At 62.8% G+C, this 15,509-nt stretch carries 14 protein-coding genes; 13 read left to right on the top strand and 1 reads right to left on the bottom strand.

Features of this window, described 5'->3' with window-relative positions; genetic code table 11:
• Positions 1–178: 178 nt before the first annotated feature.
• The 12 genes from AC07YR_RS13700 (at position 179) to AC07YR_RS13755 (ending at position 12,230) form a co-directional block, all read left to right on the top strand.
• On the top strand, positions 179–2,068 hold the full coding sequence (locus AC07YR_RS13700; protein ID WP_494734290.1) for a PEP-utilizing enzyme: 1,890 nt from the start codon (positions 179–181) through the stop codon (positions 2,066–2,068).
• A 100-nt stretch (positions 2,069–2,168) separates the two neighbouring features.
• Positions 2,169–3,272 carry a PEP/pyruvate-binding domain-containing protein gene (locus AC07YR_RS13705; RefSeq protein ID WP_494734291.1) on the top strand — a complete coding sequence of 368 codons (1,104 nt, stop codon included), beginning with the start codon at positions 2,169–2,171 and terminating at the stop codon, positions 3,270–3,272.
• Positions 3,269–3,793 carry an acetyl-CoA carboxylase biotin carboxyl carrier protein gene (locus AC07YR_RS13710; RefSeq protein WP_494734292.1) on the top strand — a complete coding sequence of 175 codons (525 nt, stop codon included), beginning with the start codon at positions 3,269–3,271 and terminating at the stop codon, positions 3,791–3,793. The genes AC07YR_RS13705 and AC07YR_RS13710 overlap by 4 nt, the downstream gene beginning before the upstream one ends.
• Positions 3,790–5,181, top strand: coding sequence for an acetyl-CoA carboxylase biotin carboxylase subunit (locus tag AC07YR_RS13715; RefSeq protein ID WP_494734293.1), 1,392 nt, complete (start codon positions 3,790–3,792; stop codon positions 5,179–5,181). Before AC07YR_RS13710 ends, AC07YR_RS13715 begins: the two co-directional genes overlap by 4 nt.
• A complete protein-coding gene (locus tag AC07YR_RS13720) occupies positions 5,178–6,764 on the top strand; it encodes a pyruvate/oxaloacetate carboxyltransferase (protein WP_494734294.1) in 1,587 nt (528 codons plus the stop codon). The genes AC07YR_RS13715 and AC07YR_RS13720 overlap by 4 nt, the downstream gene beginning before the upstream one ends.
• Complete coding sequence (locus tag AC07YR_RS13725) at positions 6,761–7,654, top strand: HAD-IIA family hydrolase (protein WP_494734295.1); 894 nt, start codon at positions 6,761–6,763, stop codon at positions 7,652–7,654. The genes AC07YR_RS13720 and AC07YR_RS13725 overlap by 4 nt, the downstream gene beginning before the upstream one ends.
• Before the next feature lie 60 nt (positions 7,655–7,714).
• Positions 7,715–9,721 carry an acetoacetate--CoA ligase gene (locus AC07YR_RS13730; RefSeq protein ID WP_494734296.1) on the top strand — a complete coding sequence of 669 codons (2,007 nt, stop codon included), beginning with the start codon at positions 7,715–7,717 and terminating at the stop codon, positions 9,719–9,721.
• Positions 9,722–9,773: 52 nt separating this feature from the next.
• The gene (locus tag AC07YR_RS13735) at positions 9,774–10,139 is read left to right on the top strand and encodes an ABC transporter permease subunit (RefSeq protein WP_494734297.1); all 366 of its coding nucleotides are present in this window, start codon (positions 9,774–9,776) and stop codon (positions 10,137–10,139) included.
• A gap of 9 nt (positions 10,140–10,148) precedes the next feature.
• On the top strand, positions 10,149–10,451 hold the full coding sequence (locus AC07YR_RS13740; RefSeq protein WP_494734298.1) for a hypothetical protein: 303 nt from the start codon (positions 10,149–10,151) through the stop codon (positions 10,449–10,451).
• 167 nt (positions 10,452–10,618) lie between these two features.
• Positions 10,619–11,188 (top strand): adenylate kinase, encoded by a 570-nt coding sequence (locus AC07YR_RS13745; RefSeq protein WP_494734315.1) that lies wholly within the window; start codon positions 10,619–10,621, stop codon positions 11,186–11,188.
• Positions 11,189–11,695: 507 nt separating this feature from the next.
• Positions 11,696–11,848 carry a hypothetical protein gene (locus AC07YR_RS13750; protein WP_494734299.1) on the top strand — a complete coding sequence of 51 codons (153 nt, stop codon included), beginning with the start codon at positions 11,696–11,698 and terminating at the stop codon, positions 11,846–11,848.
• 166 nt (positions 11,849–12,014) lie between these two features.
• The gene (locus AC07YR_RS13755) at positions 12,015–12,230 is read left to right on the top strand and encodes a hypothetical protein (protein ID WP_494734300.1); all 216 of its coding nucleotides are present in this window, start codon (positions 12,015–12,017) and stop codon (positions 12,228–12,230) included.
• A 1,115-nt stretch (positions 12,231–13,345) separates the two neighbouring features.
• On the opposite strand, the gene AC07YR_RS13760 is transcribed toward AC07YR_RS13755, so the two are convergent.
• Positions 13,346–14,113, bottom strand: coding sequence for a sugar phosphate isomerase/epimerase family protein (locus AC07YR_RS13760; RefSeq protein ID WP_436057375.1), 768 nt, complete (start codon positions 14,111–14,113; stop codon positions 13,346–13,348).
• A 156-nt stretch (positions 14,114–14,269) separates the two neighbouring features.
• Between AC07YR_RS13760 and AC07YR_RS13765 the strand changes: the two genes are divergently transcribed.
• Positions 14,270–15,430, top strand: coding sequence for a substrate-binding domain-containing protein (locus tag AC07YR_RS13765; RefSeq protein ID WP_494734301.1), 1,161 nt, complete (start codon positions 14,270–14,272; stop codon positions 15,428–15,430).
• Positions 15,431–15,509: the final 79 nt, after the last annotated feature.

Consider the following 15,509-nt stretch of genomic DNA (forward strand, 5'->3'; position numbering starts at 1 on the left):
GCCTGTTTCATTTGATGAAAAGCCTCAATGAGAAAACCATTGCCCTGCAAGGATTACGGCGCCTAATTAAGGATTCTTTTCGCTGAGTGAAAAGAACGCTGGTGATTGGGGTCACACGTACTCACACTGGAAACCAGTCCCTCCGTCATCCGGACACCATGGACGCAAAGGAGCAGTCATGACCACCACCGACAGCGAAGTGAACGAAAACTCCGTTCCAGTGCAGAACGGACCGGCGGAACGCAGTTTCCCGGATCCCTACGAGATTGAGACGCCCGAGGGTGCTGAGGGGTGGGAGGAGATGTACGCCTACCACAACCGTTTCCTGCCCACGCGCCGCGCGGAAGACTCTGCCAAGACCTGGTTCCGGAACTCACTGCACTACCCGGAAGTCTCCTATCCTTTTGACCAGGTCACCATCGACGGTGCCTTCACCGGGACCGGAGTGACGAATACCCGAGTGTTTGCGCTGCCCCCGGCCAAGGGCCTGGACGTTCGCGTTATCAACGGCTACACCTACATGTCCACTATTCCCAGTCCTGACGACGAGGAACAGGCACGACGGGCTGAAGAATTTGGCAAGCGTGCAGGCTACTACTTTGAGAACTGGGACACCCTTTACGCCGAATGGGAAGGCCGCGTCACCGGCGCCATCCGGGCCGTCCACGAGCTGGAAATTCCGCCGCTGTCCGAATTCGAGGACATCGACCGCGTCACCGCAGACCGCGGACCCAGCCAAGGCAACCTGCTCCTGGCCGCCTACCACCGGCTGCTGGAACACGGCGATCAGATCTGGACCCTCCATTCGGAATTCCTAAACCTGGGTTACGCGGCCTACCTGCAGTTCCTGACTTTGTGCAAGGAGCACTTCCCGGAGATAGATGACCAGACCATCTCCCGCATGGTCAGCGGTGTTGACGTCCTGCTCTTCCGTCCCGATGACGAACTTCGGGCCCTGGCCCGAAAGGCTGAGGAACTCGGCGTCGGCGATCTCGTCCACGCCGCCAACACGGAGGAAGACCTGCTCAGCAGCCTCGGAGACTCCGAGGCCGGCAAAGCGTGGCTGGCCGCCCTCGACGAAAGCAAAGACCCGTGGTTCTACTTCTCGTACGGGTCCGGCATGTACCACTCCCACCGCAGCTGGATCGACGATCTGCAGCTCCCCATCCAGGCCATCGGAGACTACATCATCCGGCTCCGCGGCGGCGACGACCTGCGAAGGCCACTTGATAAGCTCCAGGCCGAACGCGACGAACTGGTCGTGCATTACCGCTCCCTCCTGGACGAGGAGGACCTGCCGGCCTTCGACGCGGCCTTGGGCCTTTCCCGGACTGTGTTCCCCTACGTGGAGAACCACAACTTCTATATCGAGCACTGGTTCCTGACGAATTTCTGGAACAAGGCCCGCGAATTCAGCAAGCTGCTGCAGACATGGGGTTTCTGGGACGACGTTGAAGACATCTTTTTCCTGCGCCGCGCCGAGGTCGAGGAAGCCATCGTGGACCTGCAGATGGCCTGGGCTGCCGGAGGCAAACCCCAAGGCGGCTACCACTGGCCCGAGATCATCAAGCGGCGTAAGGAAATCTACGAAGTTCTCAGCAGCTGGAACCCGCCGCCGGCCTTGGGTCCGGTGCCAGGCGAGGTAAATGAACCGCTGACCATCATGCTCTGGGGCATCACGCCGGAGACCGTCGAACGGTGGCTTACGGCCCAAGAAGGTGGCAGCAGCCGGACACATCTGACCGGGTTCGCGGGCTCCCCCGGAATCGCCGAGGGCCGTGCGCGTGTAGTGCTCCGTCCTGATCAGCTGGATACCGTGCAGGAAGGCGAAATCCTCGTCTCCCCCGTGACAAGCCCCAGCTGGACACCTGTCTTCGGGCGCATCCGCGGCGCAGTAAGCGATATCGGCGGCATCATGTGCCATGCAGCCATCGTCTCTCGCGAATACGGCCTGCCGGCGGTTGTCGGCACCGGATTCGGCACATCCACCATTAAGACCGGCCAGCTGATCCGTGTCGACGGCGACGCCGGAACCGTCACCATCCTGGATGAGTCCACCGACGCCTGACGAGGGCATGGGGCCCCTGGCACCGCAACACGATAATCCGCCGGCAGCGGATCACACACGCTGCCGGAGGAACCGAACCCACCGAAGAAGGAAGAACACCGTGGGAAAGTACACAAGGAAATTCAGCGAACTCAACAGCGCGGACCGGCCGCTGGTCGGCGGCAAGTGCGCCAGCCTTGGCGAAATGGTTCAGGCCGGGTTGCCCGTTCCCGACGGCTTCGCTGTCACAGTGGACGCCTACGAGGACTACCGGGATGCCTCGGACCTGCGTCAGCAGCTGCTGCGGATCGTCCTGGGGGCCGACGCGCAGAACAACACGTCCCTGCAGCAGGCGCACGACGAAGCCATCGACCTGATCCTGGGACGCGAACTGCCTCCCGCCGTCGAGCGCGAGATCCGCGAGGCGTATCTGCAGCTCTCGAGGGAAACCGCGCAGAGGCGTGGCACGGGTGACGCCGATCGCATTCCGGTCGCGGTACGTTCCTCGGCCACGGACGAAGACGGCGACGCCGCCAGCTTCGCCGGCCAGCAGGAAACCTACCTGTGGGTCGTGGGTGAGGACGACGTCGTCGCTAAAGTTCGTGAATGCTGGGCCAGCCTGTACACGCCGCAGGCTATCGCCTACCGTTCCGGCATGTCCGCCGTCGATGCATCGGAAGCTTCGAAAATCTCTGTGGCCGTTCAGCTGATGGCCCATGCCGACGTCGCAGGCGTCACCTTTACCGTCAGCCCGCGTACAGGTGACCGCTCGGTGATCGCCATAAACGCCAGCTGGGGACTTGGGCAGTCCGTTGTGTCCGGCGAAGTGACCCCGGATGAGTACTGGCTGAACAAGATCGGTCCCACGCTGACCAAGACCCGCATCGCCTCCAAGGCCCAGGAATACGTTCCGGCCCCCGGCGGGGTAGGCGTCGTATTCCGGGACGTGGATGAAGCCCGCCGCGACGTGGCCTGCCTTAGCGAACCGGAAGTGTTGCAACTGGCTGACATTGCCCTGCGCGTAGAGAAGCACTACGGCTGTCCGCAGGACATCGAGTGGGCGCTGGAGCATGACTCCGACGGAACTCCCCAGGTCATGCTGCTCCAATCACGTCCGGAGACCAACTGGAAAAAGCGCAAGGAAGAAAAAGCCAAGAACACCACCAAGGCGACGTCCAACCTGCTTGGGTTCGTTGCCGCCGCAACGAAGGGCAGTACCAAATGAGCACCCCGTCCACACCGAGCTGGCAGGACGTTCTTGACCTCGTCACCCAGCTCGACGACGGCGCCTACGAGTCCGCCGCCGTTGAGTTCGGAGACGTCTCCGTCCGTCTCTCACGCTCGGCAGAGATGCCCACCACTTCCCCAACGGCCGTCACAGCGCCACAGTCCTTTGCGCCGTCAACGAACGGGACAGCGCCCGCCGCACCCTCAGGGGTACTCGCCGTTACTGAACCCGCGCCGGCTGCCCCGGCTCCCGCAGAGCCCGCCTCCAGCAGCACTGTCGTTACAGCACCGATTATCGGTGTCTTCTACCGCAGCCCCTCCCCGGGGGCGCCACCCTTCGTTGAACCGGGGGCGGCCGTTGAACCGGACACCACTATCGGCATCATCGAGGTCATGAAACTGATGAACCCGGTCACCGCGGGCGCGGTCGGAACCCTGACCGAATTTCTGGTCGCGGACAACGCCCAGGTCGAGTTCGGCCAGCCGCTGGCCGTCGTCGCCGAAGAAGAATCGCCGTGAACGGGCCACAGGAGTCAAAGAAACCGATAGTCCTAGTGGCCAATAGGGGCGAAATCGCCGTGCGAATCATCGCTGCGGCACGGAGGATCGGCGCCAGCCCTGTGCTGGCCGCCAGCGCCGCCGATACCAACTCGCTCGCCGCACGACTGGCGGATCGGGTCATCGTCATAGGACCCGCGCAGGCCGGCCGGTCATACCTGCGGCCCGAGTACGTAGCCGAAGCCGCCGTTCACGCCGGTGCGGACGTGGTCCATCCGGGCTACGGGTTCCTCAGTGAACAGCCCGAACTCGCTGAACTCCTCGAAGTGGAGAATATTGCATTCGCCGGCCCGCGACCGGAAACACTCCGTGCCGTTGGGGATAAGAGCAGCGCACGCCGGGTTGCGGTCGCGGCCGGAGTCCCGGTGGCTGTTGCTGTCGAAATCGATGACCCGGCAGCTGCCGCGGAACTCGGCGACTCCATCGGATACCCGCTGTTGATCAAGGCAGTACACGGCGGCGGCGGACGCGGCATCCGCCTCGTACGCGATTCCGCTGAATTGGCGGAACTGGCACCACAGGCCGCAGCGGAGGCCCAAGCTGCGTTCGGAAACGGGTCCCTATATCTCGAACGCTTTTACCCCGCCGCACGTCACGTGGAAGTCCAGGTATTTGGCGACGGGCAAGGTCGCGCCCAGATTTTCGGGGACCGCGACTGCTCCGTACAACGCAGACACCAGAAACTCATCGAGGAATGCCCCGCCCCCGGACTTTCCGAGTCCCGCCGGTCAGTGCTGCACAATGCATCACGGGCGCTCGTTCAGGCCCTGCAGTACCGCGGCGCCGGGACCGTCGAATTCCTCGTAGACACCGAGTCCGAGGACGTGGTGTTTCTGGAGATGAACGCCCGCATCCAGGTCGAACACCCTGTCACCGAAGAAGCGTTCGGTATCGACCTTGTCGCCGCCCAGCTACGCCTCGCCCTCGGCCAGGACCCCCAGCTCCCGGATGTGCCCCCCGTCCCGCCGGCGGTAGCCATCGAAGTGCGGATCAACGCCGAGGATCCGGACAATGATTTCCGTCCCAATCCAGGCCTGATCACGGACGTGCACTGGCCCGACGGCCCCGGAATCCGTGTCGACACCCACGTCCGGGAGGGGTACGCGTTTCCGCCCTTCTACGACAGTCTGATGGCGAAGCTGATAGTCCGCGCCCACAGCCGCAGCGCCGCCGTGGAAGCCCTGCGTTCCGCCGCCGGAGCAGTCGTCCTGAAAGGTGTCAAGACCACTCTCCCCCTGCACGAATTTGTCCTGTCCCACCCCGACTTCATCCACGGAGGGGTCAGTACCTCATGGTTCGCCCCCGCCTGGGAGCAGCGAAACGCCCAGCTGAAGGAGGCCATCAAATGACCGCAACCGCAACCCCGCAGACCCGGGCCGAGGCCAAGAACCAGCCCCAGAAGCAGCAAAAGACCATCCGTTTGGTGGACACGAGCCTGCGCGACGGCAACCAAAGCCTCTGGGGCGCCACCGGACTGACCACCGGAATGGTCGAAGCCGTAGGCCCCGCGCTTGACCAGGTGGGCTACGAAGCCATCGACTTTACCAGCTCAACCAACCTTTCCATGGGCGTGAAGTGGCACCGGGAAAACCCTTGGGAACGCATCTCACGCATGCGCGAGGTCATGCCGAACACGCCGCTCTCTGCCATCACCACCGGCATGCGTTTCATGTCCTGGGACAAAGCCTCCGAAACTGTGATGCGCATGGCGCTGCGTCTGATGGCCTCCCACGGACTGCGCAGGCTCCAAATCGCCGAACCCATGAACGACGTCGAATCCCTCCTGCGGATAGCCCAATGGGCGAAAGAGGAGGGAATCGAACAGGTCGTCGCGGCCGTGACCTTCACCGAAAGCCCCGTCCACACAGACGAAAGCTACGGCAGGAACGCCGGCCTCTGCAGCGCCAGCAAATTTGTCGACGCCGTCTACGTCAAGGACCCGGGCGGACTGCTCACCGTCGAACGAACCCGCCAGCTCATCCCCGGAATCCGGGCCGCGGCAGGGGCCAAGACCCTGGAACTGCACAGCCACTGCACGACGGGCGCAGCGTCCCAGCTGTACCTCGTTGCCGCCGAACTGGGCGTTGACGTGCTCCACACCGGCCTGGGTCCCCTCTCCAACGGCACAGCCCAGCCCGGCCTGGAAAACCTCGTCGGCAACCTGGACGCCCTCGGTATCCCCGTTCAGGTAAACCGCGAAGCGGCCGCCGCGGCCGCCGACATCCTCTACTCCATCGCCAAATCCCAAGGCCTCCCGGCCGGTGTTCCCACCGAGTATGACCTCAGCCCCCACGTGCACCAGGTCCCTGGCGGCATGATGTCCACACTCAAGCGCCAGCTCGGCGAACTGGGGATGCTCGATGAGCTGCCGGCGGTCATAGAGGAGGCCGGGCGCGTCCGGGCCGACCTCGGCTACCCCATCATGGTCACCCCGTTCAGCCAGTTCGTGGGCAGCCAGGCACTGATGAACGTCCTTGCCGGCAAGGCCGGCCAGGACCGTTACAGCCGCATCCCCGACGAGGTCGTCAGGTTCGTGCTCGGCAACTTCGGGGCTCCGGAAGGGGAAATAGCCCCAGAGGTGATGGAGAAAGTGTCCCAGCTGCCCCGGGCCAAAGAACTTGCCGTACCCACGGCCCAGCAGTCCTTGGCCGAACTGCACGAAGAATATGGACAGAAATTCGGCAGGCAACTCACCGAAGAGGAACTGCTGCTGCGCATGGTGCTTCCGGGAGACCAGATCGACGCCATGCTCGCCGCCGGTCCCGCACCCCGGTGGACACCAGCCGGTAGCAACCGGGCCGCTGCCCCGGTAACCAACATCGCGGAATTCATCAGGGCAGCCCACCAACTTCCAAAGTGGAAATATTTGGCAGTCAGCCGCGGCACCGAAAAAGTCGAACTGCGCCGCGCCCGAAGCGGAGAAACCTCATGAACCGGACCGAACTACAAGCCCGACTCGCGGACGTCCGCGGCGTCATGTTTGATATCGACGGCTGCCTGGTCCTCTCAGACGGGCCCAGCGGACACGGCGGCAACGCCCTTCCCGGTGCGCGGGAAGCCATCGAAATCGTCCGCAGCACGGGCCGCACCATGGCAGTGTTCACCAACGGATCCATGCAGACGCCGGCACAGATCGGCGCATCCCTCCGTTCCCACGGGCTGGACGTCCGCGACGACGAAGTGCTCACCCCGGCCGTTGTGGCCGCGGAAACAATGCAGACCCTCTATCAGGACCGCCCGCTCCTCGTGTTCGGCGGCAACGGCGTCCGGCACGACTTTGAACGCCGCGGACTGAACCTCGTCGACATAGACCGGGCCATCGCCGGCCACCCCACGAACGCCGCAGCCGTCGTCATCGGTTGGGACACCGCCTTCGGCAAGGACAAACTCCAGGCCGCAGCAGAGGCAGTGCTGGCCGGGGCAGAAATCTATTGCACCTCCGACGCGCCGTCATTCGCCTCAAAACAGCGCCTGAACGTGGGCGTCTCCGGCTTCATCGCGGCTGGCCTCAGCCACGTCACCGGCCGCCCCTACCGGGTCCTGGGAAAGCCCTCGCAGGAGGCCATCACCGTCCTGACCGACAGGCTTCAGGTCCCGCCGTCCCAGATGCTCATCATCGGCGACGACCTCACTCTCGAGTGCAGGATGGCCCGCACCGCCGGTGCGCTCGGCGCCCTGGTAACGACGGGCACGCACTCCGCCGCTGACGCCGCGACCACCCCGGCGGAGCAGCAGCCCGACTTCGTGGTCGATAGCCTCTCCGACCTGGTGGAACTGCTCTCCCTCGCCTCCGAGAATACGGCCGCCGCGCGGCTGGGCTGACATGGCAGCAAACGGCCACGCCCACCGCTGATCCGTCGATACACGAAGAAAAGGACAAAGATGTCAATTCAAAGCACGACGGCCGAGCACCGCCCGGTGACCTGGAGGCCCACTGCCGAGCAGCAACAAAGTTCACGGCTCTGGGACTTCATGAACTGGGTGGCCGAACACCGGCACGTCAGCCTCAACAACTACCGGGCCATTTGGCAATGGTCGGTTGACGACCTCTCCGGATTCTGGGACTCCGTCCGCGAGTACTTCAACGTAGTCGGTGAAGGCTTCGACGGGCCGGCCCTGGCGGAAGAGCGGATGCCCGGAGCAGTGTGGTACCCGAACGCGAAGCTGAACTTCGCCGAGAACGTGCTGCGCCACGCACTGGACCCCGAACTGGCCGACTCCACGGCAATCCTGACAATCGAGGAAGACGACTCGGTCACGGAACTGACCTGGCGCCGACTGGAATCCCAGGTCTCATCGCTGGCCGCGCACCTGAAGCGCCTCGGAATCGGATCCGGAGACCGCGTCGCCGCCGTGCTCCCAAACGTCCCGGAAGCGATCATCGGGCTGCTGGCAACGTCCGCCATCGGTGCCATCTGGACGATCAACTCCCCCGACCTCTCCGCCGCGGCGACCCTGGAGCGCCTGCGCCAGCTCGAACCGAAGCTGCTTATCGGCGTCGACGGCTACCGGTTCAACGGCAAGGACTTCGACCGGCTCGAGCACCTGGCGGACGTCGAAGCCGGGCTGCCAGGGCTGGAACACACCATCCTCCTGCGGAGCATCGGCCAAGAGGCCGGGGCCCCGACGGACCGGCTCGATTTCACCTCCCTGCTGACTGACCCAACGGAGCCCAGCTACGCGCGTGTCGCCTTCGATCATCCACTCTGGGTCCTCTTCTCCTCCGGCACCACCGGCGCCCCCAAGGGGATCGTCCACGGCCATGGCGGCATGACCCTTGAAGCTCTCAAAGGAACCGGCCTGAACCAGGACATGGGTCCCGGGGAACGCTACTACGTCGCCGCAAACACCTCGTGGATGGTCTGGAACACCCTGGTCAACAACCTGATGTCCGGTGCCTCCGTGGTGACCTATGCCGGCTCCCCCATGTACGGGGACAAAGACAGGCAGTTCGACATCATCGCCCAGACCGGGACGACGATGTTCGCCACCGGCGCCGCCTACCTTTCCCTCGTCGAAAAATCAGACCTGGCACCGGGCCGGTCCTGGGACCTTTCGAAGCTGCGCTCCATCCTCTCCACCGGCTCCCCGCTGCCTGACTCCACCTGGCTGTGGGTCCATGATCACGTCAAACACGATGTGCATCTGGGGTCCGACACCGGCGGCACTGACATCTGCAGCGGCTTCATCGGATCCAATCCGCTGGAACCGGTGCATCTCGGCGAGCTCCAGGGACCGTTGCTGGGCGTGGCCGTCGAAGCCTGGTCCGACGCCGGGCAACGAGTTATCGGTGAAGTCGGGGAAATGGTCATCACCCGTCCCATGCCCTCCATGCCGGTGTTCTTCTGGGGCGACGAAACCGGAGACAGATACCGGGGATCCTATTTTGAAAAGTTCCCCGGCGTCTGGACACAGGGTGACTGGATCACCGAAACACCCGCAGGCGGCTTCGCCGTGCACGGCCGCTCCGACGCCACACTCAACCGGTCCGGAGTCCGCCTCGGCAGCGCCGACATCTATGCCGCATTGCAGCATGTGCCCGAGGTCACCGAATCCATGATCATTGGCCTCGAACAAACAGGCGGCGGCTACTACATGCCGCTCTTCGTCGCCCTTAAGCCGGGGTGCCAACTGACCGAGGAACTCAAGAACAGGATCAACGGCACCATCCGCCAACTGACCTCAGCCAGACACGTCCCGGACGACATCATTGCCGTCCCTGCCGTACCCGTAACTCACGCCTTGAAAAAAATCGAGGTGCCCGTCAAGAAGCTCTTTACCGGACACAGCCCCGACACGGCTATCAACCGCGGATCACTCGCCAACCCCGAAGCCGTTGACTGGTTCATCGACCAGGCACGGCTGTACCTGTCAGAACACCAACAATAAGACCGGGCCCCGGGGTCAGTAACAGTGCACCCCCCGGTGCGGTTCAACCTGGGTGATCGCCGAGGTTTATCGGCTGATCGTCATCCGCTTCGCTGATCTGGGAGGCGCCAGCGGCAAATCCTTGCCCGGGCTCAGGGGACTCGACCCGGTATTTCGGGGCGCCCTGGTCTACTGGGCGGCACTGGGCCTCGCGGTGTTGACCATCCTGGGCTGTTACCTGCTTCTGCGCGGCCGCACCGGCCTTGCCCTGACAGCCGTCCGCGACGACGAAACAGCCGCCAAGGCCAACGGGGTGGATGTCACACGCTCCAAACGCCTCGTCTACCTGGTGTCCGCTGCAGGGTGCGGCGCAGCCGGCGGACTACTGATCATCGACGCTCTAAGCGTCCAACCCGGAGCGATCTTCAACGTCCAATGATCCGCCTACATGATCTTCATCGTCATTGTCGGCGGAATCGGCTACCTGGAAGGACCGCTGATCGGCGCGATCGTTTTCTTCGTGCTGCAACAACTGCTCGCAGGCTACGGCTCTTGGTACATGATCGTTCTCGGCCTGATCGGCGCAGCGGCCGCCATCTGGTTGCCTCACGGTATCTGGGGAAAGATTACCGACAAGACAGGCGTTCAGCTCTTTCCAGTCACTTACCGGATCACCCTCAGTGGACCTACGGTGCGGCCCCCTGCGCAGTCCGTGCGGGACAAAGGGGCAGCGGATACGGTCGCACGGTAGGAACTTCACCCGGCCGGTGGCATTCGGCGAAATCCGCCTTCGTGATTCCCATACGCTGTGGCTTCGGCTCCCGATGGCGCTCGGCCCGGTCTTCCCACACCGTCCGTGAATCCGAAACGCAGCAAAACAACAGACAACCACTACGAAAGGCTAATACGATGCCCAGAATGTTGATTATCGGACCACCGGGTTCCGGCAAAGGTACGCAGGCGGAACGCATTTCCGAGCGCCTGGGCGTCGTTGCCATCTCAACCGGCGACATCTTCCGTGCCAACGTCAAAAGCGAAACACCGCTCGGCGTCGAAGCCCAGAAGTACATGGACGCAGGGGACTTCGTTCCGGACAGCGTGACCAACAAGATGGTCCGCGACCGCCTCGGCGAAAGCGATGTCGAGGACGGCTTCTTGCTGGACGGTTACCCGCGCACAACGGCCCAGGTCGACTACCTGGACGAAATCCTGGCGGCACGAAACCAGAGGCTCGACGTCATCCTGCAGCTGACCGCCGACGATGGGGAACTCGTGGCACGCCTTCTTGGCCGTGCCAAGGAAACTGGCCGTAGCGACGACACCGAGGCCGTCATCCGCCACCGGCTCGACTTCTACCACGAGCAAACGGAAGCCGTGGTGGCCAAGTATGCCGAGCGCGGCATCCTGACCCGAGTTGACGGCATCGGCATCGTTGATGAGGTCACGGAGCGTGTCATTCTGGCGGGCCAGAGCCTCCTTCTTTCTTGATTGGCCGACGGCGATGGCTCTAGACCGAGCGGGCCCCGGCGTCGACGGCAGCAGGTCCGCTTCGGGGCAGCGGCAGGAAACGCCAATCTCAAAGTAGGTGCCTCCGTGCCGCGTCGAAGCCTGCGCTCACTCGCATCCGCTTCGACCAACACTGCGACACATTCTCAACAAACCATCCTGACAGGAGAAGAGTATGACCCTGCAAACCGTTAGCGAAACCGTGCCCGACAGGACCGGGACGCACCACCTTGCAGACATGGTCGACAACCCAAAACGGAAGCCGACCCGATTTGGATTCCGCCGATCTGTCGTCGCCAACTGGAGCGACCTCCGCCCGGGGGACACAGTAGTTCTTGTAGGATCCAGCAATGGACGAGTGTCTGGCACCGTGGACGCCGTAACAACGGATGGGGACATGGTGTGGAGACTCCAAGACAACGGTGCAGGCCGGAAGCTGTTCCACAACTCGGACACCTACCAAACACTCACAGACCCGAAGGCGTTCTGATGCCCAACGACCATGTGGACCCCTCACAGCAGGTCTCGGGATCAAACGACGCAGGAATAGACGCACCCATCCAGGCAGAAGGTCCACTCCCCAACGATGACCTGGCCACATCGTCCTGGATCGGCCTTCACTACATCAACGAACACCGTTAGCCCCGGGACTGTGGCGTGCCGTTGCTGCCAGCATGAGGTCCTTCCTCGAGGTGATTTTTCAGGGACCTGGGAATGGTTCGGGCCGGGGAGCCTTTCTGGTTTTTCATCGCTCAGCAACCGGGACTAGACACCTCATCCCGCGGCTGCGTATTAAAGGAGTTTCTGCATGAAAGAAGTACTGACGGCAGAAGAAGTGCGGCTTGTGTTTTCGCTGGCGTCGGGGGATGACGTTGAAGCTTGCCACCCAAGCGGTGCCCGATGGGGAGGGAAAGTGGATATCACTCACCCTCCTAAGGGCTTGGTGTGGATACTTACACATCAAGGCGAACGAATACTGCTCGACATTCACGAACATACGATCACGAGACCCGGCCATCTGTAGGAACCGCGGGAGGCGTCAGCAAAATTGCGTAGTTGTCTCACAACGCTCCGTGCTTCCGTGAGATCCACCATGGAATTGCCAGCCACTGGGACCCCGGAGACGTTCCCGCTGAACCGGAACGTCCCACGTAAACCAACGCCCTAGGTCGCAAAGTCATGTCGTCTGAAACAGAGAACTTCATGAAGTAGTGAAGGCAGTGCCACAAGGAGGAGGTCAAAATGCAGGGCGAAGAGCCACCCGTGCACAAAGGTGTGCACAATGTGCACACCCGCTTTGGCCCAGACAAACACGCGATGAGCGCACTCTGCCTGCCTTGCAGACAGTAGCGATCTGATGAAGATCCCCTCGAAGAGAGTTCGTCTTCGTCATGTCGTTATGTCGTCACCACAATTCTGAGCCATGAATGAGTAAGGGCCAACAACTGGCCACCGGAACATCAGATAGGACGGCACATAGCATAGGTTCCAGCAGGCGCAGGAGCCACCACCAAGGACCCTGAACCCGTCACCCACACAACTGAACAGGCCACCGCGGCGCCAGGCACGAACCGCGGACAGCGTCAGAGGGACCCGCGGAGGGTCAATGTCCACACATTAAAGCAAAAACCCCTCTGACGAGGGGTCATGCGTGCCCGAGGTGGGACTCGAAATGTCTTCCAACGCCTGCAAACACTGGGAGGTCGCGGAAACATGCGGAATCCAGGCCAATCCGGCAGCAGTACTAGCCGGTCCGAGGCGAAAAGTGTGGACACTGTCCACACTTCCCTTTTGCCCGTTTCGTAATCGCTGCCACGCCGTCAAGAAGGCGCTCCGCATCCGATTTCTATTCCCAAAGCACACTGCGTCCGGGCCCCGAGCATTACCCATCGGAACGGGCTTGGAATCCTTCATGGCTCCTGTTTATCGGCGTCCCATGGCCGGCGCGAACTGGAGCTACGTGGTCTATCGACCATCGGAAGCACTATCTGATACGAGATCCCGGATCGGTTCACTATCAGTAATGGGCGAGCTATACGTTGGCATTCGGTCCAGATGCGGGAGCAGGGCTCCTGGCGGACTTACGGGAAGGAAATTCAGCATCTGTGGGCGCAATGAAATCAGAAGCCTCAGCAATTCCTAAAGAGGAACTGTTGCCGGCCTCGATAGCGTGACGCGCTTCACAAATGCGGCATCGGTGATGACGTTCTCCGGTAAATCACCGACGACGAATTCCAGCATGACGTCCAGATCTTTGCCGCTGCGGCGCAGCACCTCTGAAGCCTCCAGCCACAGCTCCTTTCGGGCCGTCAGCGGCAACCGTTCGGTCTGCGGCCACCAGGAGAAGCAGTGGACGCCCACCACATGTTCGATCAAGTGCCGCAGCGACTCTAGGGCTTGCTTGTCGGCCAGGCCGACGGCGGGCTGCCAATAGGTGCCAACGGTGCGCCGGTCCACGCGGCGGAGGAGTTCGAGTGTTGTCTCCGGTGTGTCCGTCAGTGTGCCGCCGTGATACTCGAAGGCCAGGCCGGTGCCCCGCGCGGCAGCCAGGCCCGCGATCCGCTGGGTGTCCTCGACGACGGCGTCCCAGTGCTCCCCGGTTGCGTCGGCAGAACCCACATCGCCCGCCCATATGCGGATCCGGGGCGCGCCGAGTTCCTGTGAGAGGACAAGGACGTCCTCGAAGTCGCCGAATGATCCGGCACGGTAGTAGGACCCGAGGGACAGGATCCGGAGCCCGGCACCCTCCGTCGCGGTCCGGGCATGCGCCGCGGAGGCGGCGTCGTGGACATGGACGTCGGAACCCCACTCGATTCCCGCCAGGCCCGCAGCGGCCGCGGTTCGTACGACGTCGTCAATGCTGAGTCCCCGAAGGGTCACCGAACAAATGCCCGCGTTAAGTTCCATTTGCGCCATTGGGCGGCACCCCTCCTGGTTCCGGCCCGGTACGTCCCAAAGAACGGGTCCAGCTGAACGGTTTCGTGCGGATGACTTGACTCCTCACAATATCTGGCATGTAGTTCATAGTGAACAAACTGCACAAAACTAAACATGATGGAAGGTATGCCGATGTTGACTGAGGACAGGCAGAATCAGATCCTTCGGGAACTGTCGCTCCGCGGGTCACTAAACGCGGCCGAGTTTGCACGGAGGATGGGAATCTCCGGCATGACCGTGCGGCGCGATCTGGCCTTCCTCGACGGACAGGGCTTGCTTCAGCGCGTCCATGGAGGGGCTGTGGCGGGCACGGACTCCGGCCGTCGTCCTTCGCGGCAGGTTCAGGGGAACATCAACGAAGGCCCATGGGACACCGGGCCCCTTGCTTCGTCCGGAAGGCGCGCCGGGCCACCCGACAGACAGCGCCCACTCGCCACCATCGGCATGATCGTGCCCACTGCCAGGTACTACTTTCCCGGGATTATCAGGGGTGCCGAGACTGCGGCCCACGAGCTGGGCGTCAGGTTGGTCCTTGGTGTCTCGAACTACTCGCCTGCCGAAGAACAACGCCAAATTCAACGGCTGCTGAAGAGCGGTGTCGACGGACTGCTGGTGACGCCCAGTGGCCAAACCCTGGCGAACACGCCCACCTTTGCCCTGCTGGCATCCGCTGAAGTACCCGTAATCGTCGTCGAGCGCTCGATCGATGGAGTCATGGACGATGGCCGGCTGGAATCAGTGCGGAGCGACCATGTGCAAGGGGCGGAGATCGCCGTCAACCACCTTTTGGGTCTGGGCCACCGGAAAATCGCGCTATGTGTTCGCGAAAGCAGTCCCACGTCATCGCCTGTCCGCGAAGGCTTCCGCCTTGCCATGGAGACGGCGGGGATTTCGCCCGATGCCGACCTGACCCGCACCATCACGCTGGCGGCAAACGACCCCGAGACGCTGCGTCGGGAGCTGGACAGCATCGTCAGCGGGTTCGTTGGCGCCGGCGCTACTGCCGCGATCGTTCACAACGACGAGGATGCGCTCATGTTTGCTGACTTGTGCGAGGCCCGCGGGCTGCACATTCCGGGGGATCTAGCGCTGGTGGCCTATGACGATGAAATCGCCTCCTTTGGGACCGTGCCCATGAGCGCCGTGGCACCGCCCAAGTTCGACGTCGGCTACCACGCCCTGCAGATGTGCCTCAACCGACTGGGCGGTCGGCGGGGTTCGAGCCGGGCGCTTCAGAGGGTCATTTTGTCGCCCACTCTCGTCATCAGGGATTCGACCTCCGGCTGAGTGCAGCTCCGGATTCCTGTCCGGGACGTCAATGAACATACGCCATGTTCACTACTGTTCATTTCATTGGTTTTGTTCA

It is taken from the genome of Arthrobacter sp. GW460-12-1-14-TSB2 (assembly GCF_059423525.1).

What these genes read in the sequence shown, in the direction of transcription:
- AC07YR_RS13700 (WP_494734290.1), top strand. Translation starts at nt 179, where the DNA reads ATGACCACCACCGACAGCGAAGTGAACGAAAACTCCGTTCCAGTGCAG.
- AC07YR_RS13710 (WP_494734292.1), top strand. Translation starts at nt 3,269, where the DNA reads ATGAGCACCCCGTCCACACCGAGCTGGCAGGACGTTCTTGACCTCGTC.
- AC07YR_RS13720 (WP_494734294.1), top strand. Translation starts at nt 5,178, where the DNA reads ATGACCGCAACCGCAACCCCGCAGACCCGGGCCGAGGCCAAGAACCAG.
- AC07YR_RS13725 (WP_494734295.1), top strand. Translation starts at nt 6,761, where the DNA reads ATGAACCGGACCGAACTACAAGCCCGACTCGCGGACGTCCGCGGCGTC.
- AC07YR_RS13730 (WP_494734296.1), top strand. Translation starts at nt 7,715, where the DNA reads ATGTCAATTCAAAGCACGACGGCCGAGCACCGCCCGGTGACCTGGAGG.
- AC07YR_RS13740 (WP_494734298.1), top strand. Translation starts at nt 10,149, where the DNA reads ATGATCTTCATCGTCATTGTCGGCGGAATCGGCTACCTGGAAGGACCG.
- AC07YR_RS13745 (WP_494734315.1), top strand. Translation starts at nt 10,619, where the DNA reads ATGTTGATTATCGGACCACCGGGTTCCGGCAAAGGTACGCAGGCGGAA.
- AC07YR_RS13750 (WP_494734299.1), top strand. Translation starts at nt 11,696, where the DNA reads ATGCCCAACGACCATGTGGACCCCTCACAGCAGGTCTCGGGATCAAAC.
- AC07YR_RS13755 (WP_494734300.1), top strand. Translation starts at nt 12,015, where the DNA reads ATGAAAGAAGTACTGACGGCAGAAGAAGTGCGGCTTGTGTTTTCGCTG.
- AC07YR_RS13760 (WP_436057375.1), bottom strand. Translation starts at nt 14,113, where the DNA reads ATGGAACTTAACGCGGGCATTTGTTCGGTGACCCTTCGGGGACTCAGC.
- AC07YR_RS13765 (WP_494734301.1), top strand. Translation starts at nt 14,270, where the DNA reads ATGCCGATGTTGACTGAGGACAGGCAGAATCAGATCCTTCGGGAACTG.